Below are 22,232 nucleotides of genomic sequence, written 5' to 3'. Positions count from 1 at the left end.
GTATGGCTCGAGTTGCCGGGGTATTGGAACTCCTCACAGCTTGCGCGTGCAGCCGACAACGAGGGCATAGCAGTCACGCCGGCGGAGGCATTCGCCACTGGCAGCGGATCCGTGAATGCCATTCGGATCTCTTTGGGCTGCATCAAGGACCGTGGACGCTTACAGGCGGGTCTTCAACGGCTGTCTCATCTGCTTGCGCTGCGGCCCGAGTCGTTCAGCGCTGCTGTGGTTTAACTGTCCAGGAAACACGGTGCATCATTCAGGAGTTCTCTCAATGCGGTCGCACATGGGTTTGCTGCCTCAGTGTTTATATATCGTGAGATCACGCGCGAAAGTGGACAGACTGGAAGAAAGCTACGTGAGCCGTGCAGGACAACGTCTGCTTGGGGTCGAGAGCAGCACCGAGCGGCCGCTATCAGGCAGCCCCATCGACCGGCCGGATTTAGCCGAAATCAGCCTCTCTCACCCTCACCACCGCACAGCCGCCGCAGCACCCGCCCCCAGCACCACCACCAGCAAAAACGGCAGCCGCATCCACAGCGCCAATGCGGCAGCGGCCAGGGCGGCCAGGCGGGCGTCTAGCACCAGGGCGGTGCCGGAGGCGAAGGTATTCATCACCGTCAGCGCCGACAGCAGCGCCACCGTGATGGCGCCGGCCACGCGGGCCATGCGTGGGTTGTTGAGCCAGCGGGCCGGTACGGCGTAGCCCGCCAGTTTGGTGAGGTAGGTGATCGCACAGGCCAGCAAAATGGCGCCCCAGAGCATCATGGCGCACCTGCTTTTTTCTTGACTACCGGCGCGTGCGCATCGGCGTCGGGGGCGTGGCCCCACCAACCCCAAGCGGCGCCCACCACGGCGGCCAGCAAGATGGGCAGGCCGGGCGGCAGCAGCGGCACGGCCAGGGCCGTGGCCACGCCGCACAGCACAGCCAGCGCCACCGGCTCGCGCTGGCGCAGACGCGGCCAGAGCAGGCCCAGAAAGGCCGCCACGGCGGCGCCGTCCAGCCCCCATTGGCGCGGGTCACCAAGCGCGTCGCCGAGCAGCGCGCCCAGCAAGGTAAACAGGTTCCACAGCAAGAACACGCCCAGCCCGGCGGTCCAGAAGCCGCGCCGCTGCTCGTCCGGCGCTGTCTGGCCAGAGGCGGTGGCGGCAGACTCGTCGATGGTCAGATGGGCGGCCAGGGCTTTGCGCCAGCCTTTGGGCACCAGCATGCGATTCATCTGCATGCCATAGACGGCATTGCGCACGCCCAGCAGCGCCGCCGCACCCAGCGCGGCCGAGGCAGCCCCGCCCCCGGCAATGACGCCTATGAAGGCGAACTGCGAGCCGCCGGTGAACATGAGCAGGCTGAGCGCCATGGCTTGCCCCACGCTGAGGCCGGCGGCCACGGCCAGCGCGCCAAAGGAGATGCCATACAAGCCCGTGGCCACGGCAATCGACAGCCCCATGCGCACGGCCGGGGTCAGGACCGTGGCGCGCAAGGTGCCGTCAGGCGGCGGGGAAGGATTCGGAGAACTCATTTTTTGATAGCTGCCAGCGCACGTTCTACAAAGATTTCAGGCACAAAGTGCTTGAAACGACCGCAGATAGAGCGCAAGCCGCTCCTCATTCAATAGCATTAACTATCAGTGCGCCTTTTCCCAATTCGGCCCAAAACCAATTTCGGCCAGCAGCGGCACCTTGAGTTCGGCCACCCCGGCCATCAGGCGCGGGATCTCGGTGCGTACCCATTCGACCTCGGCCTCGGGCACCTCGAACACCAGTTCGTCGTGCACCTGCATGATCATTTTGGTGGCGCGGTTTTCGGCGTCCAGCACCTGCTGCACCTTGTTCATGCTGAGCTTGATCAGGTCGGCAGCCGTGCCCTGCATGGGTGCGTTGATGGCCTGACGCTCGGCGGCTTTTTTGCGCGGCCCATTGCCGCCGGCGATCTCGGGCAGTTGCAGGCGGCGGCCAAACACGGTCTCGACATAACGGTGCTGCTGGGCAAACAGCACGGTCTCCTCCATGTAAGTTTTCACGCCAGGATAACGCTGGAAATAGCGGTCTATGTAGGCCGCAGCGGCCTTGGTTTCAATCCCCAGATTCTTCGCCAAGCCAAAGCTGCTCATGCCGTAAATCAGGCCAAAGTTGATGACCTTGGCATAGCGGCGCTGCTCGCTGCTGACTTGGGTCACGTCCACGCCAAACACTTCGGCGGCGGTGGCGCGGTGCACGTCCAGGCCGTCGGTGAAGGCGCGCAGCAAGGCTTCATCGCCGCTGATGTGGGCCATGATGCGCAGCTCGATCTGCGAGTAGTCGGCGCTGGCGATGACGCTGCCGGCGGGCGCCACAAAAGCCTCGCGCACGCGCCGGCCCTCGGCGGTGCGCACCGGAATGTTCTGCAGATTGGGGTCGTTGCTGGAGAGCCGGCCGGTGACGGCCACGGCCTGCGCGTAGTGGGTGTGGACCCGGCCCGTGCGCGGCAGTGCCAGCTGCGCCAGCTTGTCGGTGTAAGTGCTTTTGAGCTTGCTGAGCGAGCGATGCTCCAGCAGCTTGGCCGGCAGCGGGTAGTCTTCGGCCAGTTTTTCCAGCACTTCTTCGTCGGTGCTGCGCGCACCGCTGGGCGTTTTCTTGACCACCGGCATGCCCAGCTTGTCAAAGAAAATCTCGCCCAGTTGCTTGGGGCTGCCCAGGTTGAAGGGCTGGCCGGCAATCTCGTAGGCCTCGGCTTCCAGCTGCAAAATGCGCGCGCCCAGCTCGCCGCTTTGCTTGGCCAGCATGGGCGCGTCTATCAGCACGCCGTTGCGCTCTATGCGGTACAGCGTTTCGCTGCTCTGCATTTCCAGTTCGTAAATGAAACGCAGCTTGTCGTTGGCCTGCAGCTGCGGCCACAGGGCGCGGTGCACGTCCAGCGTCTGGTCGGAGTCTTCACACGAATATTCGGCGGCCTTGGCAACATCCACCTGGTTGAACTTGATCTGGTGCACGCCCTTGCCGCACAGGTCTTCGTAGTTGATGCCGCTGCGCCCCAGATGGCGATCGGCCAGGCTGGCCAGACCGTGCGGCTTGTTCACTTCGAGCACATAACTTTGCAGCATGGTGTCGTGCGCATAACCCTGCACCTCTATGCCGTGGTTGGCAAACACATGGCGGTCGTACTTGACATGCTGGCCGAGCTTTTTCCTGGCGCCGTTTTCCAGCCAGGGCTTGAGCCGCGCCAGCACTTCATCACGCGGCAGTTGCGCCGGCGCATCGGGATAGTCGTGGGTCAGCGGAATGTAGGCGGCCTCGCCGGGCGTGACGCTAAAGCTCAGGCCGACAATGCTGGCCTGCATTTCATCGAGGGAAGTAGTTTCTGTGTCCAGCGCCACCAGCTCGGCGGCTTCGATCTTGGCCAGCCAGGCGTCAAACGACTCCCAGGTAAAAATCGTGTCGTAGTGCAAGTTGCTGGCCGGTGCGCTGGATTCGGTCCCCTCGCCCGGTGCCTCCTCCGACTCGGACGCGAACATGTCGGTGGTATCGGTATCGCCCTTGGGTTTGACGGGCTTGGCCGCCTTGGCTGGCGCTGCCGCTTCGGCGCTGGCAGCGGCGTCACCGCCGATGGAGCGGACCAGGCCCTTGAAGCCATATTTTTCGTAAAAAGACTTCAAGGCCTCCATCTGCTGCTCGCCCATGGCGATGGCTTCCATCGCCGGCAGACCGTCGATGTAGTCGGACAGCTCGCAGTCTTTCTTGATGGTCACCAGCGCCCTGCCCTTGGGCAGCCAGTCCAGTGAGTTGCGCAGGTTCTCGCCGACCACGCCTTTGATCTCGCCGGCGCGCGCCACCAGGGCATCGAGCGAGCCGTATTCCTGCAGCCACTTGACGGCGGTCTTGGGGCCGACCTTGGGCACGCCGGGCACGTTGTCCACCGTGTCGCCGACCAGGGTCTGGTAGTCCACCATCAGGCGCGGCGGCACGCCGAACTCGGCCTCGACGCCGGCCAGGTCGCGGCGTCTGTCGTTCATGGTGTCTATGACGGTGATGTGTTCGTCGACCAGTTGGCTCAAGTCCTTGTCGCCGCTGGAGATGATGACCTCTATGCCTTGCGCCGAGCCCATGCAGGCCAGCGTGCCTATGACGTCATCGGCCTCCACGCCGGGCACGGCCAGCACCTTCCAGCCGAGCAGCTGCACCACCTCGTGAATCGGTTCGATCTGGCTGCGCAGATCGTCGGGCATGGGCGAGCGCTGGGCCTTGTACTCGGGGTAGAGCGCGTCGCGAAAGGTCGGCCCTTTGGCGTCAAAGACGCAGACCGCGTAGTCGGCGCGCACGTCCTTGCGCAGCTTTTGCATCATGTTGATCATGCCGCGTATGGCGCCGGTGGCCGGGCTGAGCGGGTCGCCCGGGTTGGCGCGCAGGTCGGGCATGGCATGAAAGGCGCGGTACAGATAGCTGGAGCCGTCGACCAGCAGCAGTGTTTTTTTGTCAGAGCTCATGGAGCCAGATTGTCGGGGATATCGGCCCAAGCCTTCAACGCGCCCGTCAGGCCCAGTCAATCCCCCTGGCCGCGGCCTGAAAGACCCGCCTGCGGGCGGTGCTGCCTTGGCCTAAAGCCTGTTCGCACGCCTACAATACAGTCATGAAAACCGCTTTCCGCCCCCTCATTGCCGCTGCGTTTGCAGTGTTGCCGCTGGCCGCGGCCGTGGCTCAAACGCAGGTGCCGGCGCAAAACCCCGCACCTGCTGTGGCCAAGGAAGCAAAACCGGCCGCATCGGCGCGTCCGGACAAGGCCATACAGCGCATCCACACCGAGGATGCAGGCACACGCATAGACGAGTTGCGGGTGGGCGGCGAAACCGAAAAAATCACGGTACAACCGAAAACCGGCGGGGCCGCTTACGAGGTCAAGCCGGTCGAGGGCGCAAGGGGCGGCGCACCAGCCGCCAACAATAGCGACACCAATGGCTCACGCGTCTGGAACGTGCTGAAGTTCTAATTCCATCATTTCCAGTACAGGATTCAGTTTCAGGCATGGCCGTATATACCGAAGTCTCGTTTGACGAGGCTGCAGCTTTCTTGCGCTCCTTGAATTTGGGTCAGCTGCAGAGCATCAAGGGTGCTGCGGGCGGCATCGAAAACACCAATTATTTTGTCGACACCGATCAGGGCCAGTATGTGCTGACCTTGTTCGAACGCCTGAGCTTCGAGCAGTTGCCGTTTTACCTGCACCTGATGAAGCATCTGGCGACTTGCGGCATTCCGGTGCCAGACCCGGTGGCCGACGCCAAGGGCAACATCCTGCACCGCCTGAAAACCAAGCCGGCCGCCGTGGTCAACAAGCTGCGCGGCCACCATGAGCTGGCGCCCACGCTGGCCCATTGCGCCGGTGTCGGCGCGATGCTGGCGCGCATGCATCTGGCCGGGCTGGACTATCCGCGCCAGCAGCCGAATTTGCGTGGCCTCAACTGGTGGAACGAAACCACGCCGGTGGTGCTGCCCCACCTCACGCCGGAGCAGCGCAGCCTGATTCTGGGCGAGCTGGCCTACCAGAACCACATCGCCGAATCCCCGGCCTACCGCAGCCTGCCGCGCGGCCCCATCCACGCCGACCTGTTCCGCGACAACGTGATGTTCGAAAACGGCCAGCTGACCGGCTTTTTTGACTTTTACTTTGCCGGCTGCGACAGTTTTCTGTTTGACATCGCGGTCTGCCTGAACGACTGGTGCATAGAGCTGGAAAGCGGCACGCAGGACAATGCGCGTGCCGATGCCTTCATGGCGGCCTACCAAAGCGTGCGCCCGCTGACGGCGCAAGAGCGCACCCTGCTGCCAGCGCTGCAGCGCGCCGGCGCCCTGCGCTTTTGGATTTCGCGCCTGTGGGACTTTCACTTACCCCGCGATGCCGCCGTGCTCAAAGCGCACGACCCCGGCCATTTCGAGCGCGTGCTGCGCCAGCGGCTCGCCCATCCCTACAGCCTGTAAACCACCGGAACTCCTGGCCACAAGCCGGGAATCGCGCCATGAAACTGAATATCGTTCCCGCCCGCACCGGCCTGACCTGGGTCAAGCTGGGCATCACCACCTTCATCCGGCAGCCGCTGGCCATGTCAGGCCTGTTTTTCATGTTCATGGCCATGCTCTCGCTGGCGACGCTGGTGCCCTTCATAGGCGCGGCGCTGGCGCTGGCGCTGCTGCCGGCGGCCACGCTGGGCCTGATGGCCGCCACCCAGGAAGCCACCAAGGGCAAATTCCCCATGCCCTCGATACTGATCAGCGCCTTTCGCGCCGGCCAGCAACGCCTGCGCGCCATGATGGTGCTGGGCGCCCTCTATGCCATGGGCTTTCTGGCGCTGATGGGGGTATCTGCCCTGTTCGACGGCGGCCAGTTTGCCAAGCTCTACCTGGTGGGCGGCAAGATCACCGAAGAGCTGGTGCTGCAAAGCGGTTTTCAGGTGGCGATGTGGGTTGCCATGGCGCTTTACCTGCCACTGTCGCTGCTGTTCTGGCACGCGCCGGCGCTGGTGCACTGGCACGACATCTCGCCGGTCAAGAGCCTGTTTTTCAGCTTCATGGCCTGCTATAAAAACCTGGGCGCCTTCATCGTGTTCGGCCTGGCCTGGACCGGCGTCTTCTTTCTGGCCGCGCTCGTGGTGTCGCTGATCGCCGGTCTGCTGGGCAACCCCATGCTGGCCGCCATGGCAATGTTTCCGGTGGCGCTGGTGATCGTGGCGATGTTCTTCACCTCGATTTATTTCACCTTCCGCGACAGCTTTGTGGCCACGGCGGATGAGGCCCAGCCGACCGACGGATCGGCCGGCCCGAACAGCTTTCTGTAAGCTCCGGCTAAACCACCGTCAGCTTGGCCACGCTAAGGGCCAGCCATTTCACGCCGTGGCGGGTGAAATTGATCTGGGCTCTGGCATCGTCGCCGCTGCCTTCGAGCAGCATGACCTTGCCCTCGCCAAACTTGGCGTGAAACACTTCCATGCCGCTTCTCAGGCCGTGCGAGGGCGCGCTTTTTTGCGCCGGCACCGGCGGGTTGGCAAATCGCTCCGCACTCCCTGATTTTGAAGAAAAAACGCTGCTAGCCCAATCACCACGGGCGCCACCAGCTCCTGAATTGCTAGCATTGTTCCAGCCACCCGGGCTGGTTCCCAGGCCGGAGGCAAAGCCTTGCTGCTTGGGCGTGATCCATTTCAGCGCGGCCTCGGGCAATTCGTCAAAAAACCGGCTCCTGAGGTTGTAACGGGTCTGGCCGTGCAGCATGCGGGTCTGCGAGTAGCTGAGGTAAAGGCGCTGGCGCGCTCGCGTGATGGCGACGTACATCAGGCGGCGCTCCTCTTCAATCCCGCCGGCATCGCTGAGGGCGTTTTCGTGCGGGAAGATGCCGTCTTCCAGGCCGGTGATGAAGACGCAGTCAAACTCCAGGCCCTTGGACGAATGCACCGTCATCAGCTGCACCGCGTCCTGGCCGGCCTTGGCCTGGTTGTCACCGGCTTCCAGCGCCGCATGGGTGAGGAAAGCGGCCAGCGGCGACAGGGTTTCGCCGGTTTCGGCATCCGGCGCCTGCCCTGCCAGGGCCTCGTCCAGCACGGCCGCGGCCGGGTCCAGGCCCTGGCTGACCGGGGACTGGCGCAGGGCTGAGCCATGCTCGTCCACCGGCAAGGCGACAGCGTCGCGGCCAAAGCCTTCCTGGCTGACAAAAGACTCGGCTGCATTGACCAGTTCGGCCAGATTCTCCAGCCGGTCCTGGCCTTCCTTTTCCGTCTTGTAATGCTCGGTCAAACCGCTGTGCGCCAGCACCAGCTCGATGATTTCGCGCAGGCTCAAGCCGCTGGTCTGCTCGCGCAGCACGTCAATCCTGGCGACGAAGGCGCCCAGGTTGGCGCCGGCCTTGCCGCTGACGGCGCTAACGCCGTCATGCAGCGAACTGCCGGCTGCGCGCGCCATGTCCTGCAGCTGCTCTATGCTGCGCGCGCCTATGCCGCGCGGCGGAAAATTCACCACCCGCATGAAGCTGGTGTCGTCGTGCGGGTTCTCCAGCAGGCGCAGATAGGCCAGCGCATGCTTGATTTCTGCCCGCTCGAAAAAGCGCAGGCCGCCATAGACGCGATAGGGCACGCCGGCATTGAAGAGCGCGGTTTCCATCACCCGGCTTTGCGCATTGCTGCGGTACAGCAGGGCGATTTCCTTGCGCTCGTGGCCGTCGCGCACCAGCTGCTTGACCTCATCGACAAACCACTGGGCCTCGGCAAAGTCGCTGGTCGATTCATGCACCCGCACCGGCTCGCCGGGGCCGGCCTCGGTGGTGAGGTTTTTACCCAGGCGTTTGCTGTTGTGGCTGATCAGCGCATTGGCCGAATCCAGGATGTTGCCAAAGCTGCGGTAGTTGCGCTCCAGCTTGATCTGGTGCGTCACCTGAAATTCGCGCACGAAGTCGACCATATTGCCCACGCGCGCGCCGCGAAAGGCGTAGATGCTCTGGTCGTCGTCACCCACCGCCACCACCGAGCCGCCCGCCAGACCGGTGCTGTCCTCGCCCTGCCCGGCCAGCATCTTGATCCAGGCGTATTGCAGCTTGTTGGTGTCCTGAAACTCGTCGATCAGGATATGGCGAAAGCGCCGCTGGTAATGCTCGCGAACCGGGAGGTTGTCACGCAGCAGCTCGTAGCTGCGCAGCATCAGTTCGCCGAAGTCGACCACGCCTTCGCGCTGGCATTGCTCTTCGTAAAGGGCATAAATCTCGACCTTTTTGCGGCCCTCTTCGTCGCGCACCTGCACGTCCTTGGCGCGCTGGCCGTCTTCCTTGCAGGCGGCAATAAACCACTGCAACTGCTTGGGCGGAAAGCGCTCATCGTCCACGTTGAACTGCTTGCACAGGCGCTTGATGGCCGAGAGCTGGTCTTGCGTGTCCAGGATCTGGAAGGTCGAAGGCAGGTTGGCCAGCTTGTAGTGGGCGCGCAAAAAGCGGTTGCACAGACCATGAAAAGTGCCAATCCACATGCCGCGCACATTCACCGGCAGCATGGCCGAGAGGCGCACCAGCATCTCCTTGGCGGCCTTGTTGGTAAAGGTCACGGCCAGAATACCGCCCGGCGAAACCTCACCGGTTTGCAGCAGCCAGGCGATGCGGGTGGTCAGCACCCGGGTCTTGCCCGAGCCCGCCCCGGCAAGAATCAGGGCATGGGTGGCAGGCAAGGTAACCGCGGCCAGTTGCTCCGGGTTAAGATTTTGCAAGAGGGGGGATGATGACGCGACTTCTGAGAACATCCCTCATTGTAGAAAGGCCCTGATGAAACCCTTCATGCACCGCGCTTCAACCCTGGGCTGCAAACCCCTACTCGCGGCTTTGCTCCTGTTGACGCAGCTGCCGGCAGCGCTGGCCCAGTCCTATTGCGCCAGCGACGGCCAGCCCCAGCCGGTGCAGCTGATGGAGCGCTTCATCAACGCCAATTGCGACAGCTGCTGGACCGATCCGGCCACGCCCGTTGCCGGCAAGGGCGTGCTGGCCCTGGACTGGATCGTGCCGGGCGACCTGGGCGACGACGCCCCGCTGTCGGCCGCCGCCACGCGCGATGCACTGACCCGGCTGCAGACCCTGGGCGAGGCCATTCCCGCCGCCACCGCAACGCGCAGCCAGGCGCTGAAAGCGTTCAAGGGCAGCCGCCTGCGCGTGGCGCATGGCTTGCCGGTCGCCGACTACCTGGGCACATCCATAGAGTTAAAGCCGATTCCGGCGGCGGCCAAGGGGCAACGCTGGAGCGCCTGGCTGGCGCTGGTGGAAACCTTGCCGGCCGGCACCGAAGGCTCGCCCATAGAGCGAAATCTGGTCAGAAACCTGCTCCAGCAGTCATGGGACGGTCGCATACAGCTATCAAAAACAGAGCGAAATCGGTTTTTCGAAGCCCGCTCCATGGCCATCGCACCGGCCGCCAACCCGAATCGCCTGCGTGTCATTGGCTGGGTTGAGAACGAAGCCGGCCAAGTGCTGGCGGCGGCGCAGTCGCGTTGCAAGACACCTTGAAAAACTGAGCAAAACCGATATCCGGCCAATGCGCCTGCTCATATAGCGGGTATAGCCGCCACGCTATCTTGAGCGGGCCACTAGGCGCTTAGAATCGGTCACCGGGCCCAAGCAATTGCGCCCGGTTTTTTGTTTCCGGCATGGCCTTGATCTGTCATGGCCGCACAGCAAAAACCGGCCAGTCCAAGCGCCTTCTGTTCATCAACAGTTTTTTCCGGAGCTTGGGAGTTCATTATGGAAATATTCGACTACGACAACATTCTGCTGCTGCCGCGCAAGTGCCGCGTGGAAAGCCGCTCAGAGTGCAACGCCAGCGTCACGCTGGGCGGACGCAGTTTTCGCATCCCGGTGGTGCCGGCCAACATGAAGACCGTCATCAATGAAGACATCTGCGTCTGGATGGCGAGTCAGGGCTACTTCTATGTCATGCACCGCTTCGACCTGGACAATGTCAAGTTCGTCAAGGACATGCAGGCCAGGGGCGTGTTTGCCTCGATCTCGCTGGGGGTGAAAAAACCCGACTACGACACGGTGGATCAGTTGCTCGCCGAAGGCCTGACGCCCGAGTACATCACCATAGACATTGCCCACGGCCATGCCGACAGTGTCCAGAACATGATTGGCTACATCAAGCAGCACATGCCCGCCGCCTTCGTGATTGCCGGCAACGTGGCCACGCCCGAAGCGGTGATTGACCTGGAGAACTGGGGCGCCGACGCGACCAAGGTGGGCATAGGCCCGGGCAAGGTCTGCATCACCAAGATGAAGACCGGCTTTGGCACCGGCGGCTGGCAGCTGTCGGCGCTGAAATGGTGCGCCCGCGTGGCGACCAAGCCCATCATTGCCGATGGCGGCATACGCGAGCACGGCGACATTGCCAAGTCCATACGCTTCGGCGCCACCATGGTGATGATTGGCTCCATGCTGGCCGGCCTGGAGGAAAGCCCGGGCAAGACCGTCGAGGTCGATGGCAAGCTGTTCAAGGAGTACTACGGCAGCGCCTCTGACTTCAACAAGGGCGAGTACAAGCATGTCGAGGGCAAGCGCATCCTGGAGCCGGTCAAAGGCAAGCTGGTGGATACGCTGCGCGAAATGGAAGAAGACGTGCAAAGCGCCATCAGCTATGCCGGCGGCACCAAGCTGATGGACATACGCAAGGTCAACTACGTGGTGCTGGGCGGCAACAACTCCAGCGAAGACTTGTTGATGTAAATCCGGCAAAGCGCTTGACGGCGCTTTGGCCCACAAAAAAGGCCGCTGCAAACTTCAGGTTTGCAGCGGCCTTTTGACTTGAGGGCTGATCATTGCTGATCAGCCGCCGTCACGGTCAGTGGCTATCAGTCACGCGTGAAAGGCTTGGAAAACTTGCCGGCCTTTTTGGCCGCATCGCGGGGCACAAACACCTTGCCGGCTGGCTTGGCGAAGCCAGCAGGCTTGCGATTGGCAAAGTCAGGACGCGGCGCGAAGCCTTCGTTGCCGCCACCAAAGTTGCGGTCATCACGCGGCGCAAAGCCGGCGTTGTTGTTGCCGAAACCACGGTCATCACGGCGCGGAGCGCGGTCGGCGAAACGGTCGTTGAAACCGCTGCGATCAGCATAAGCGTTGCCCTGAGGTGCAGGAGGACGACCCTGGAAAGAGCCGCCGCGATCATCACGGTTACCACCGCCGAAACCACCACGGTCATCACGGTTGCCGCCGAAGCCGCCACCGTTACCGCCGCCGTGACCGCCACCAAAGCCACCGCCGGCTGGCCGGCCGCGGCCGGCAAAGCCGCCACGGTCACCGCCGCCGAAGCTGCGGCCACCACCACCACGGTCATCACGACCGCCACCGAAGTTGCCACGTGGGCGATCGGAGGTGGGGGCAAAACGCTGCTGCGGCTCTAGACCGGCGATCACGCTGGGCTTGAGGTTTTGCTGCGTGTAGTGCTCGATGTCCTGGATCTTGCGGCGATCGCGGAACTCGGCAATCGTGAAGGCCTGGCCTTCGCGACCGGCACGGCCGGTACGGCCAATGCGGTGCACATAGTCTTCGGCCTTCATGGGCAGACCGTAGTTGATCACGTGGGTGATGGTGGGCACGTCCAGGCCGCGGGCGGCCACGTCGGTAGCCACCAGAATCTGCACGCGGCCATCACGGAAAGCCATCAGGCGACGGTTGCGCAGGCCTTGGCCCAGAGCACCGTGCAGCGCCACGGCGCTAAAGCCGTCTTGCACCAGATCATTGGCCAGGCCATCACACTCAACCTGGGTGCTAGCAAACACAATCGCCTGGTTGATGGTGACGTCACGCAGCATATGGTCGAGCAACTTGCGCTTGTGCGTCATGTTGTCGGCCCACAGGAGGGACTGAGTGATGGAGGAATGCTTTTCGTGCGGCGAGCTGATCTCGACACGCTGCGGCGTACGCATGACGCGGGTAGCCAGTTGCATGATGCGCGGCGCAAAAGTGGCGCTGAACATCATGGTCTGCTTGCGTTCAATAGTGAGCTGATTGACTTCGGTCAGGTCGTCGGCAAAGCCGAGATCCAACATGCGGTCGGCTTCGTCAACCACCAGGAATTGCACCTGATCCAGCTTGATCTGCATGCTGCGCTGCAAGTCCAGCAGACGGCCAGGCGTGGCCACCACCAGATTGGCGTTTTGCAGCTTGGCAATTTGCAACTGGTAAGGAATACCGCCCACCACGTTGGCAACGCGCAGGCCGCGGCAATGACGCACCAGATCGATGGCGTCGGCGCAAACTTGCTGGGCCAGTTCGCGGGTCGGGCACAAAATCAGCGCGCCGGGTGTGGCGGCCTTGAAGTTGCGGGCGTTGGTCGGGTCCTTGCGCTTGGGTTTCTTCAGCGGTGCCTCGCCACGGGCGACGGCTTCGGCGCTCTGGCGTTCGAACTCGGCGCGTTCCTGGCGCTCGGCTTCTTCTTGCTGCTTGAGCAAGGTGTGCAGCACGGGCAACAGGAAGGCGGCGGTCTTGCCGCTACCGGTCTGGCTGGAAACCAGCAAGTCGGTGAATTTGGCGGCTTTCGGGTCGGCATCCAGGGCTTGCATGGCCTTGGGGATGGTGGCCATCTGCACGGCGGTCGGCTGGGTGAAACCCATGTCGGCAACGGCTTGCAGCAATTCCTTGGCCAGGCCCAGCTTCACAAAGCCGTTGGGCTCAGCAACCACTGCTTCCAGTGACGTGGCTGCCACGGCAGCGTCGTCGGAAGAGAAGTCAGGGATCACGTTGATTTCCATCTCGGTAGAGATGTCGGCGGTAGTTTCGGGCAAAAAGTCGCCACGAGCCTCAAAAGAGTCAGTCATGTTTTTTCTCACTAATCCCCTGCATGCACGCTTTTGGCGAGATGCAGGAAACTCCACCTCCTGCGCTGCAGAAGGCTTCGTTCATGGTTAATAAAACATCAACCATCAAACGAATATGCGATTCAGGCGGTAAAAAAAGTGCCCGAAGCGATGACCCTGTCAGAAGAGTCACAAAAGTGTGAGGTAGATGTACTACGAATGCAAAGCACCCAGTGCGTCTGCAAGCTCTCGATTATGGCACGCTTTACGGGTTTCTACTAGTCCCCTTGATGAGTGAAGGTTATTGCAGCCAGCCGAAATCCAGCGCCGCAAGCGCCAAACAGCGCCCCATCACTATCGTTTCAGGAGCAGCCAGCGCACGCCCTTATTAGCCTAAGAGCATAAAACGCTTGAAATTTACTTCAAGAAATGCTCCCGGTAGTGCAGCAGCTCGTCAATCGACTCATGCGTATCGGCCAGGGCGGTATGGCTCTGGCGCTTCTTGAACGTGCTGTAAACCTCGGGCTTCCAGCGCTTGGCCAATTCCTTGAAGGTGCTGACGTCGATATTGCGGTAATGAAAAAACGCTTCCAGCTTGGGCATGTACTTGACCAGAAAGCGCCTGTCCTGGCCGATGGAGTTGCCGCACATGGGTACCTGACCTTTGGGCACGTACTTCGCCAGGAAAGCCAGCACTTGCGCCTGGGCATCTTCCTCGCTCACGCTGCTGGCCTTGACCTTGTCGATCAGACCGCTGCGGCCATGGGTGCCCTTGTTCCACTTGTCCATCTGCTCGAGCAATTCGTCGGACTGGTGAATGGCCAGCACCGGACCTTCAATGCGCGGCGTCAGTTGCGGGCCGGTGACGATCACGGCGATTTCGATAATGCGTTCTTTTTCCGGGTCCAGCCCGGTCATTTCACAGTCCAGCCAAACCAGATTCTGATCAGATTTTTTAAGTGTGGGTTCAATTTCAGGCATCTTGCGATTCTCGCTGATCGCCTAAACTTGGCCGTATGCCTGACCACTCACTTGTTTTCACCCTGCTGTTCTCGGCCGCTCTGGCGCTGGGACTGCTGACGAAGTTTTACCTGGCGTCGCGGCAAATCCGCCATGTGGCGCAGCACCGCAACAGCGTGCCTCCTGCCTTTGCTGCCACCATCTCGCTGGCATCGCATCAGAAAGCCGCCGACTACACCGTGGCCAAGGCGCGTTTTGGCATGCTGGAAACGGCCTTCGCCGCCGCCTTGCTGCTGGGCTGGACCCTGCTGGGCGGCCTGGACGCGCTCAACCAGGCGCTGCTGCATTCGGGCCTGGCGGCATACGGCAGCCTGCTGCCCCAGTTGGCCTTGCTGCTGGCCTTTGGCCTGATCAGCGGCCTGCTGGACCTGCCTTTTACCCTCTACAGCACCTTCAAGATTGAAGAACGCTTCGGCTTCAACAAAATGACCTTCAAGCTATGGCTGGCCGATCTGGTGAAATCGTCGCTGCTTGGCCTGGTCATAGGCTTGCCCGTCATCGCGCTCATCCTCTGGTTGATGGGCAGCGCGGGCCGCTGGTGGTGGCTCTGGGCCTGGGCGGTCTGGATGATTTTCAATCTGCTGGTGCTTGTGCTTTTCCCCACCGTGATTGCGCCGCTCTTCAATAAGTTCAAACCACTGGACGACGAAGCGTTGAAGGCGCGCGTGACGGCCTTGATGCAGCGCTGCGGCTTTGCCGCCAAGGGCCTGTTTGTGATGGACGGCAGCAAGCGCTCGGCGCATGCCAACGCTTACTTCACCGGCTTTGGCGCGGCCAAGCGCGTGGTGTTTTACGACACCTTGCTCAAGCAGTTGAACCCCGGCGAGGTGGACGCTGTGCTGGCGCACGAGCTGGGCCATTTCAAGCACAAGCACATCATCAAACGCATGGTGACCATGTTTGCCATGAGCCTGGCCGGCTTTGCGCTGCTGGGCTGGCTGTCCTCGCAAACCTGGTTTTACACCGGGCTGGGCGTGCGCCCCAGCTTGACCGGCGCCAACGATGCGCTGGCGCTGCTGCTATTTATGTTGGTGGTACCGCTGTTCAGCTTTTTCATCTCGCCGCTGATGGCTCAGCTCTCGCGCAAGCACGAGTTCGAGGCCGATGCCTACGCCATTGCCCAAACCGATGGCCGTGACCTGGCAAACGCCCTGCTCAAGCTTTACCAGGACAATGCCAGCACGCTCACGCCAGACCCACTGTTTGTGAAGTTTTACTATTCGCACCCACCCGCTTCCGAGCGGCTGGGACGCATGACCCCATTGATCCAAAGCACATCATCATGAGCAACCCGATTCATCAAAACCGCCGCGCCCTGAGCGCCACCGAACTGGTCAGCCAGCTCAGCAAGCTCAATGGCGAGCAGGCCTTGGGCTGGCGCCTGATAGACGGCGCGCTGGAGAAAAGCTTTCGCTTCAAAAACTTCCATGAGACCATGGGTTTCGTGAACGCCGTGGCATTCATTGCCAACGCCGAAGACCACCATCCGGATCTGAACGTGAGCTACGGCCAATGCACGGTGCGCTTCAACACGCACGACGTGAAGGGCATTTCTGTCAGCGACTTTTTCTGCGCGTCAAAGGTTGACGCCTTGCTCACTTGAGCAAACCGGCACGCCCCGGAGTTGCGCCGGTTTCCGGGACCCAGCCGGGTCTGGTGGTGGCCGGTTTTGGCCGCCATGTGCTGGTTGAAACCGACAGCGGCGAGCGCCTGATCTGCCACCCGCGCGGCAAGAAAAACCAGGCCGTGGTTGGCGACCGCATACGCTGGCTGCCCTCTCAGGACGAAGGCACGATAGAAAAAATAGAGGAGCGCCGCAACCTGTTTTACCGCCAGGACGAGATGCGCACCAAGTCCTTCGCCGCCAATCTGGACCAGGTGCTGATCCTGATGGCTGCCGAACCCGAGTTCTCGGAAAGCCAGCTGACGCGGGCGCTGATTGCCGCCGAAGCCGAGCGCATCAAGCCCATCATCGCGCTGAACAAAAGCGACCTGAGTGAACCCTTCGGCCGGGCCTGGATCAAGCTGGCGCCCTACCGAGCCATGGGCTACACCATGCTGCCGCTCGCCATCAAACCCAAGACCGCCATCAACCCACCGGATGACGCGCAGACGGCGGCTCTGATGGACTTGCTGCGGGGGAAAAAAACCCTGGTGCTGGGCCCTTCGGGCGCCGGCAAAAGCAGCCTGACCAATCTGCTGGTGCCGCAGGCCAAGGTGTTGACGGCAGAGATCTCCCAGGCCCTGAACTCGGGCAAGCACACCACCACCAGTACCACGCTATATTGGGTTGATGCCGACGGCGATGGCGCCAGGACCACCGCGCTCATCGACTCGCCCGGCTTTCAGGAATTTGGCCTGAACCACATTGAGCCCAAGCAACTGGCCAACTACATGCCCGACCTCAAGGCCCATGCGCAAGACTGCAAGTTCTACAACTGCACGCACTTGCACGAGCCCGGCTGTGGTGTGATTTCAGAGGTGAATTCGACCTCTAGCCCAAGCAGCATAAGCGCAAGCCGCTATCGTTTGTATAGTGAATTGTTTGCCGAGCTGTCGCAGACCCGGTACTGAAAAACCGCGCCAGCTCAACCCAGCAAGCGCGCCAAGGTCAGCAGGGCCAGCAGCACCATCCACAGCACCACCGAGCGCCAGACCAGGCCCACCACTTGCGCCAGATGGGCCACCTCGGGTGGCCGACCCGCAGTGGACTCGGTGGCGGTAGCGTCTTCGCTATCGAGCCCGCCGGCCTGAAACTCCGGCACGGCATCGGCCGGAAAGCTTGCCTTGAGCACCTCGCCGCCCAGGCGCACATTCACCGCGCCCGAGGTCGCAGCAAGAATGATCCCGTCATTGCGATTTTCCGTCGCTGCCGGCGCATGGGATGCGGCGGCATCGGCCGCGAAGCGTTGGGTGTAACTGCGCCAGGCATCTATGGCGTCCTCGAAACTGCCGACCACGGCGAAACCCAGCGAGGTGACGCGGGCGGGCACAAAGTCAATCACCCCCCAGGCCCGCGTTGCCGCCCGCTGCAGAGCCGGGCTGGCACCGTCGCCAGCGGGTTTTCCGTAGGTCCAGTAACGCGAAACAAATTCGCTCATGCGATAAAGCACGGCGCCTGCCGGGCCCAGGCCCAGCGCCGCCAACACCGAAAACCAGCCCAGCACGCCAAACACATGACGATGGGCGGCGAGCACCGAATATTCAATCACGTGCCGAACGATTTCGCTGCGCGGCAACTCACTCGCATCGACCTGCCGCCACTGCGCGAGCAGCTCCCGCGCCGTGGTTTCGTCGCCATCATCAAGCGCATCGCGAATGTCGGTGAAGAAATGGCTGAACTGCCGAAAGCCCAGCGTGACATACAAAATTGCCACGCTCCAGGCAAAGGCCAGCAAGGCATTGACGCGCCACAGCAGCCAGTGAATCAGCATGGTCAGCAAGGCCGGGGCCAGCACGGTGAGTGTCCAGGCAATCCAGCCATGGTGGGTTTTACCGGCGTCCAGACTACGGCTGGTCCAGCGCGCCCAGCTGCGTAAACCGGCATGAACCCAGTTGCCGCGGGCCAGCGGCCGGGCCTGTTCGAGGATGAGTGCAAACAAAACGGCAAAAAAGCTCATGCCAAATCATAACGGGAGTATGTGGCCCCACGCTTTTCACTGCGTGTACTTCGACGCCCCTTGCCTCAAGCGCTCAGAAAACGGTAAAGGTTGCGCAGCATGCCGGCGGTGGCGCCCCAGATGAAGCGCTCTTTGGCTTCGCTGTCGCCCGCCTCATCCGATGGATCGGTATAGGGCATGGAGAGCCACTGACGCAACACGCCATCAAACTCGACCTCATGCCGGCGATGGTGGGCAGGGTTCATCAAATAGCCCAGCGGCACCTCAAAAACATCGGCCACCTCCCCAGGATTGGGCCGCAACTCGAAACCGGGCCGCACCAGCGCCACCACCGGTGTGATGATGAAGGCCGTTCCCGTGACATAAGTGGGCAAGACCCCCAACACCTCCACATGATGGCGCGGCAAGGCGATCTCTTCTTCGGCTTCCCGCAAAGCCGTCTCCACCGCATCCCGATCGGATTCATCGGTGCGCCCGCCAGGAAGAGCGACCTGACCCGAATGCGTCGATAAATTGCTGGCGCGCTGGGTCAGCAGCAAGGTCAGCTCATCGCGCATCACCAAAGGCAGGAGCACCGCAGCCAGCGCTGGCTGCCGGTCGGTAAATTTCTTTTCCACGCTGTGCTCTGGCATCCAGACCGGCGGGTGCCTGAAGCGCTCGCGCAGTGCTGCTGGCGTGAGGCGATCCAGCGGGACGCCTGCAAGGTGGTCATCCACCCCAAGCACCGGGATGCGGCTGGGGTCAAATTTTGGCAATGGCTGGCTGGCGTTCATGACGGGCCCAAAGTAGAGACGTAAAAAAGCCGCCCAAAAGAGCGGCTTTTCGAGAGCTAAGCAGTCTTTATGCGGCCTTGACAGCCGCTTTGGTACCCAGCTTTTCCTTGATACGGGCCGATTTGCCGCTGCGGCTACGCAGATAGTACAGCTTGGCACGACGCACATCACCACGACGCTTGACTTCAATCTTGGCGATCAGTGGGCTGTAAACCTGGAAGGTACGCTCGACGCCTTCTCCATTGGAGATCTTGCGAACGATAAAGCTGGAATTGAGGCCGCGATTGCGCTTGGCAATCACCACACCTTCAAAAGCCTGCACACGCTTGCGGGTACCTTCAACCACGTTGACGCTCACGATGACGGTGTCACCAGGTGCGTAAACAGGAATGGTCTTGTTCAAGCGGGCGATTTCTTCCTGCTCAAGAGTCTGGATCAGATTCATAATTTTTCCATCTAACTTTTTCGCTCATTCACGCGCTACGCTAAAGACCGCAAATCCATGATTTCTTCTATGAAAAATCAAATGGTTGCAGTGGCCGCCAGAGGATCGAAAAGCCTTTGATTATAGCAACTCGCGAGGTTTCAGGCGTCCTGCTCGGGATTTTCAATCAAATCGGCCAAAAAAGCCTCGTCACCAGCCGTCAAATGGCCAGCCGTACGAGCCGCCTGAACCAGTTCGGGGCGTTCGCGCTGCGTCAGGGCCAAGCGCTGCTCACGGCGCCAGCGCTCGATATGGGCATGATTGCCAGACAGCAAAATAGCCGGCACCGACTGGTCGCGCCAGGCCTCAGGCCGGGTGTAGTGGGGGCAATCCAGCAGGCCGTCGAGCGCCGGATTGAAGCTGTCGAACTGATGGCTGCCCTCGTCGTTGAGCACACCAGGCTGCAGCCTGGCGACAGCATCCAACAGTGCCATGGCGGCAATCTCGCCACCCGACAGCACAAAATCCCCCAGACTGATCTGATGATCAATATAGGTATCTATAAAGCGCTGATCCAGGCCCTCGTATCGGCCACAAATCAACACCGCCCCACTGCTGGCCGACCAGCGCTCCACAGCAGCATGATTCAAAGCCTGGCCTATGGGAGAAAAAAGAACGGTGGGCGCTGCCGGAGTCGCGCAGGCGGCGCGATCGGCACGCAGGCTTTCCAGGCACAGGGCGAGCGGCTCGGCCATCATCACCATGCCGGGGCCGCCGCCAAAGGGCCGGTCATCGACGCGGCGGTAATTGCCCCCGGCAAAATCGCGCGGGTTCCAGAGCTTGACCTCGACCAGGCCGGTTTCGTAGGCGCGACGAGTCACGCCGCTGATCAGAAATGGAGCAAACAGTTCGGGAAAAAGGGTGATGACATCAAAGCGCATGGAATAGCCATTTTGCGCGCAAGAGACAGGGCGCGAAAGACCTCAAGACAAGCCGCCTTGAAGCCTAGATATCAATAGTCGGGCTGCCAGTCAACGGTGATGCATTTGCCGGCGATATCCACCGCATCGACATAGGCCGAAACGAAAGGAATCATGCGCTCGGCCGTGCTGCTCGCACCATCTTCCTTGGTCTCGGTGTATTCAACACACAGCACCGAGTGAGGGCCTGTGGCCATCAGGTCGCGCACGCAACCCAGCGCCACGCCTTCGCGATTGACGACATTCAAGCCGATCAGGTCGACCCAGTAATACTCGTCTTTGGAGGCAGTAGGAAAGCTGCTGCGCGGCAGAAAAATTCGCACGCCGCGCAAGGCTTCGGCGGCGTTGCGGTCATCGAGGCCGCTGATTTTGGCGACCACCGAATCGGAATGGATTTTGGCCTCATCCACACGGAGAGACACCGTGCCGGGAAAAGCATTGAAACCGGGACGAAATTTGGCGTCGGGCGCCTGGAGAAACCAGGATTTCGCCGACAAAATGGCGTCTGGATCGGTGCTGTGCGGCAGGATTTTCACCCAGCCCTTGACACCCCAGGCATCCAAAATGCGCCCGACCTCGACGGCGTCATCCGGAAGGCTTGACGGCGTCAAGACCGTGGACAACTGAAGGTCGGGCAACATTGAAACTTCAGAGAAATTTAAGCGACGACAGGAGCAGCCTTGGCGCCCTGCTTGATCAGACGCTCAACGGTAGGGGACGCCTGGGCACCCACACCGACCCAGTGGGTCAAACGGTCTTGCGCAATGCGCAGGCCTTCTTCGCCACCTTTGGCGAGCGGGTTGTAAAAACCGATGCGCTCGATAAAGCGACCATCGCGACGGACGCGCTTGTCAGCCACAACGATATTGAAAAAGGGACGATGCTTGGAACCGCCGCGTGAAAGTCGGATGACGACCATGATTTATCCTTGGGTGGCGGGGTAAAAGTACCCCAAATATTTCTGCAGCGCTTGAGACACACGACATGGCCACCCGGCCAGCGAAATGCTGCAAAGCCTGCGATTGTAACCCGCCGCCAGACCGACTGCCGTTTTAGCGCAAAATTGCCTCTTTCCGCACTCCCGTCAAAGCCCCCACCCCGGACACTTGCCCCACATGCTTCTCATACGCCCCAGCCACGACCAAGACATTCCCGCCATCACAGCCATCTACGCTCACCATGTGCTGCACGGCACGGGCACTTTTGAAACCGAGCCGCCCAGCGCCAGCGACATGGCCGCGCGCCGCGCCGATGTGCTCGCCAAGGGCCTGCCCTACCTGGTCGCCGAGCAGGACGAAAACATCGCCGGCTTTGCCTACGGCAACTGGTTCAAACCCAGACCGGCCTACCGCTATTCGGTGGAAGATTCGATTTACCTGGCGCCGGATCTGCAGCGCCGAGGTCTGGGCCGCGCCCTGCTGACCGAGCTGCTGGCACGCTGCGAGGCGGTGGGCGTTCGTAAAGTCATGGCCATCGTGGGCGATTCGGCCAACGCCGGCTCCGTCGGCGTGCATAGGGCGCTAGGTTTCACGCAGGTAGGCGTCATCGAGTCTTGCGGCTGGAAATTCGGTGCCTGGCGCGACATCGTCATCATGCAAAAAACCCTGGGCTTGGGCGACACGCGGCCGCCCGTGACACCATCCGTTCCATAATCCCGGCATGAAATCACTCCCCCTGAAAAACAAAACGGCAGCCGCCTGGCTGGCCTTCATAGGCGGCCAACTTGGGCTGCATCGCTTTTATCTGTTTGGCTGGAATGACCTGTGGGCCTGGGTGCATCCGATGTTGGCGGCCCTGGGCTGGTGGGGGGTCGAGCGCGTCCGGTTTTACGGCCAGGACGATCAACTGGCCTGGCTGCTGATTCCGCTGCTGGGCTTTACGCTGGCCGGCACCGCGCTGACCGCCATCTATTACGGACTGATGTCATCCGAAAAATGGAATGCCCGCTACAACCCTGGCACGCCCAATGCAGTCGCTGGCAATACCAGCTGGCTGACCATTGGTGCGCTGGTATTTTCCTTGCTGTTTGGCACGGTTGCCTTGATGTCCAGCATTGCCTTCAGCTTCCAGCGCTATTTCGAGCACCAGGTCGAGGAAGCGCGCAAGATATCGCAATAAAAATGGCTCTAGCCCAATACCTTTGGGC

General features: G+C 61.6%; 23 protein-coding genes and 1 pseudogene. 11 read left to right on the top strand and 13 right to left on the bottom strand.

Going from position 1 to position 22,232, the window contains the following annotated elements; translation table 11 throughout:
* Window positions 1-234 (top strand): annotated as a pseudogene (locus tag BM160_RS22755) (PLP-dependent aminotransferase family protein); the annotation flags it as partial.
* Between the two features lie 234 nt (window positions 235-468).
* Here the strand turns inward: BM160_RS22755 and BM160_RS15970 are convergent.
* The 3 genes from BM160_RS15970 to polA form a co-directional block, all read right to left on the bottom strand.
* Window positions 469-768: an AzlD domain-containing protein gene (locus BM160_RS15970; protein WP_092007162.1), complete on the bottom strand. Its 300-nt coding sequence runs from the start codon at window positions 766-768 to the stop codon at window positions 469-471.
* Complete coding sequence (locus BM160_RS15965) at window positions 765-1,520, bottom strand: AzlC family ABC transporter permease (RefSeq protein WP_092007161.1); 756 nt, start codon at window positions 1,518-1,520, stop codon at window positions 765-767. Before BM160_RS15965 ends, BM160_RS15970 begins: the two co-directional genes overlap by 4 nt.
* Window positions 1,521-1,625: 105 nt before the next feature.
* On the bottom strand, window positions 1,626-4,460 hold the full coding sequence (gene polA, locus BM160_RS15960) for a DNA polymerase I (RefSeq protein ID WP_092007160.1): 2,835 nt from the start codon (window positions 4,458-4,460) through the stop codon (window positions 1,626-1,628).
* A 143-nt stretch (window positions 4,461-4,603) separates the two neighbouring features.
* Here polA and BM160_RS15955 point away from each other — a divergent pair, with 143 nt between their 5' ends.
* The 3 genes from BM160_RS15955 to BM160_RS15945 are packed head-to-tail and all read left to right on the top strand — an operon-like array spanning window position 4,604 to window position 6,800.
* Window positions 4,604-4,960 carry a hypothetical protein gene (locus BM160_RS15955; protein ID WP_092007159.1) on the top strand — a complete coding sequence of 119 codons (357 nt, stop codon included), beginning with the start codon at window positions 4,604-4,606 and terminating at the stop codon, window positions 4,958-4,960.
* Between the two features lie 35 nt (window positions 4,961-4,995).
* Window positions 4,996-5,946, top strand: a complete 951-nt coding sequence (locus BM160_RS15950; protein WP_092007158.1) for a homoserine kinase — start codon at window positions 4,996-4,998, stop codon at window positions 5,944-5,946.
* A gap of 38 nt (window positions 5,947-5,984) precedes the next feature.
* Window positions 5,985-6,800, top strand: coding sequence for a BPSS1780 family membrane protein (locus BM160_RS15945; RefSeq protein WP_092007157.1), 816 nt, complete (start codon window positions 5,985-5,987; stop codon window positions 6,798-6,800).
* 7 nt (window positions 6,801-6,807) lie between these two features.
* Here BM160_RS15945 and BM160_RS15940 read toward each other — a convergent pair whose 3' ends face one another.
* Window positions 6,808-9,234: a UvrD-helicase domain-containing protein gene (locus BM160_RS15940; RefSeq protein ID WP_092007156.1), complete on the bottom strand. Its 2,427-nt coding sequence runs from the start codon at window positions 9,232-9,234 to the stop codon at window positions 6,808-6,810.
* 22 nt (window positions 9,235-9,256) lie between these two features.
* Here BM160_RS15940 and BM160_RS15935 point away from each other — a divergent pair, with 22 nt between their 5' ends.
* Window positions 9,257-9,988, top strand: coding sequence for a hypothetical protein (locus BM160_RS15935; RefSeq protein ID WP_255368955.1), 732 nt, complete (start codon window positions 9,257-9,259; stop codon window positions 9,986-9,988).
* Between the two features lie 98 nt (window positions 9,989-10,086).
* Here BM160_RS15935 and BM160_RS22970 read toward each other — a convergent pair whose 3' ends face one another.
* Window positions 10,087-10,221: a hypothetical protein gene (locus BM160_RS22970; protein ID WP_255368954.1), complete on the bottom strand. Its 135-nt coding sequence runs from the start codon at window positions 10,219-10,221 to the stop codon at window positions 10,087-10,089.
* 1 nt (window position 10,222) lies between these two features.
* Between BM160_RS22970 and BM160_RS15930 the strand changes: the two genes are divergently transcribed.
* Entirely contained in the window at window positions 10,223-11,200 is a 978-nt protein-coding gene (locus BM160_RS15930) for a GMP reductase (RefSeq protein ID WP_092007155.1), read from the top strand.
* 125 nt (window positions 11,201-11,325) lie between these two features.
* Here the strand turns inward: BM160_RS15930 and BM160_RS15925 are convergent, their stop codons facing one another.
* Together BM160_RS15925 and orn are read right to left on the bottom strand one after the other, a co-directional pair.
* The gene (locus tag BM160_RS15925) at window positions 11,326-13,290 is read right to left on the bottom strand and encodes a DEAD/DEAH box helicase (RefSeq protein ID WP_092007154.1); all 1,965 of its coding nucleotides are present in this window, start codon (window positions 13,288-13,290) and stop codon (window positions 11,326-11,328) included.
* Window positions 13,291-13,686: 396 nt separating this feature from the next.
* Entirely contained in the window at window positions 13,687-14,250 is a 564-nt protein-coding gene (orn, locus tag BM160_RS15920) for an oligoribonuclease (protein WP_092007153.1), read from the bottom strand.
* A gap of 35 nt (window positions 14,251-14,285) precedes the next feature.
* Between orn and BM160_RS15915 the strand changes: the two genes are divergently transcribed.
* Genes BM160_RS15915 through rsgA form a run of 3 tightly spaced genes read left to right on the top strand, consistent with a single transcriptional unit; the run spans window position 14,286 to window position 16,863 of the window.
* Entirely contained in the window at window positions 14,286-15,575 is a 1,290-nt protein-coding gene (locus BM160_RS15915) for a M48 family metallopeptidase (RefSeq protein WP_092007152.1), read from the top strand.
* Window positions 15,572-15,892, top strand: a complete 321-nt coding sequence (locus BM160_RS15910) for a 4a-hydroxytetrahydrobiopterin dehydratase (RefSeq protein ID WP_092007151.1) — start codon at window positions 15,572-15,574, stop codon at window positions 15,890-15,892. The genes BM160_RS15915 and BM160_RS15910 overlap by 4 nt, the downstream gene beginning before the upstream one ends.
* Window positions 15,889-16,863 carry a ribosome small subunit-dependent GTPase A gene (rsgA, locus tag BM160_RS15905; RefSeq protein WP_092007150.1) on the top strand — a complete coding sequence of 325 codons (975 nt, stop codon included), beginning with the start codon at window positions 15,889-15,891 and terminating at the stop codon, window positions 16,861-16,863. The genes BM160_RS15910 and rsgA overlap by 4 nt, the downstream gene beginning before the upstream one ends.
* A gap of 14 nt (window positions 16,864-16,877) precedes the next feature.
* Here rsgA and BM160_RS15900 read toward each other — a convergent pair whose 3' ends face one another.
* From BM160_RS15900 to rpsP, 6 genes are all read right to left on the bottom strand, one after another.
* Window positions 16,878-17,909: a CobD/CbiB family protein gene (locus BM160_RS15900; protein WP_092007149.1), complete on the bottom strand. Its 1,032-nt coding sequence runs from the start codon at window positions 17,907-17,909 to the stop codon at window positions 16,878-16,880.
* A 65-nt stretch (window positions 17,910-17,974) separates the two neighbouring features.
* A complete protein-coding gene (locus tag BM160_RS15895; protein ID WP_092007148.1) occupies window positions 17,975-18,682 on the bottom strand; it encodes a CoA pyrophosphatase in 708 nt (235 codons plus the stop codon).
* Window positions 18,683-18,749: 67 nt separating this feature from the next.
* Entirely contained in the window at window positions 18,750-19,127 is a 378-nt protein-coding gene (gene rplS / locus BM160_RS15890; RefSeq protein WP_092007147.1) for a 50S ribosomal protein L19, read from the bottom strand.
* A 140-nt stretch (window positions 19,128-19,267) separates the two neighbouring features.
* Window positions 19,268-20,047, bottom strand: a complete 780-nt coding sequence (trmD, locus tag BM160_RS15885) for a tRNA (guanosine(37)-N1)-methyltransferase TrmD (protein ID WP_092007146.1) — start codon at window positions 20,045-20,047, stop codon at window positions 19,268-19,270.
* Window positions 20,048-20,118: 71 nt separating this feature from the next.
* A complete protein-coding gene (gene rimM, locus BM160_RS15880) occupies window positions 20,119-20,727 on the bottom strand; it encodes a ribosome maturation factor RimM (protein ID WP_092007145.1) in 609 nt (202 codons plus the stop codon).
* A 17-nt stretch (window positions 20,728-20,744) separates the two neighbouring features.
* Window positions 20,745-21,005 (bottom strand): 30S ribosomal protein S16, encoded by a 261-nt coding sequence (gene rpsP / locus BM160_RS15875; protein ID WP_092007144.1) that lies wholly within the window; start codon window positions 21,003-21,005, stop codon window positions 20,745-20,747.
* A 196-nt stretch (window positions 21,006-21,201) separates the two neighbouring features.
* On the opposite strand from rpsP, the gene BM160_RS15870 reads away from it, so the two are divergent.
* Together BM160_RS15870 and BM160_RS15865 are read left to right on the top strand one after the other, a co-directional pair.
* Window positions 21,202-21,738, top strand: coding sequence for a GNAT family N-acetyltransferase (locus BM160_RS15870; RefSeq protein ID WP_092007143.1), 537 nt, complete (start codon window positions 21,202-21,204; stop codon window positions 21,736-21,738).
* A gap of 22 nt (window positions 21,739-21,760) precedes the next feature.
* Window positions 21,761-22,204 carry a TM2 domain-containing protein gene (locus tag BM160_RS15865; protein ID WP_092007169.1) on the top strand — a complete coding sequence of 148 codons (444 nt, stop codon included), beginning with the start codon at window positions 21,761-21,763 and terminating at the stop codon, window positions 22,202-22,204.
* The last annotated feature ends 28 nt before the right edge of the window (window positions 22,205-22,232 follow it).

This window comes from Polaromonas sp. OV174, assembly GCF_900112285.1.
In the GTDB taxonomy this organism is placed as follows: Bacteria; Pseudomonadota; Gammaproteobacteria; order Burkholderiales; family Burkholderiaceae_C; genus Polaromonas.
The sequence above is the reverse complement of the archived record's forward strand: the minus strand, read 5'-3'. Positions and strand labels throughout refer to the sequence as shown.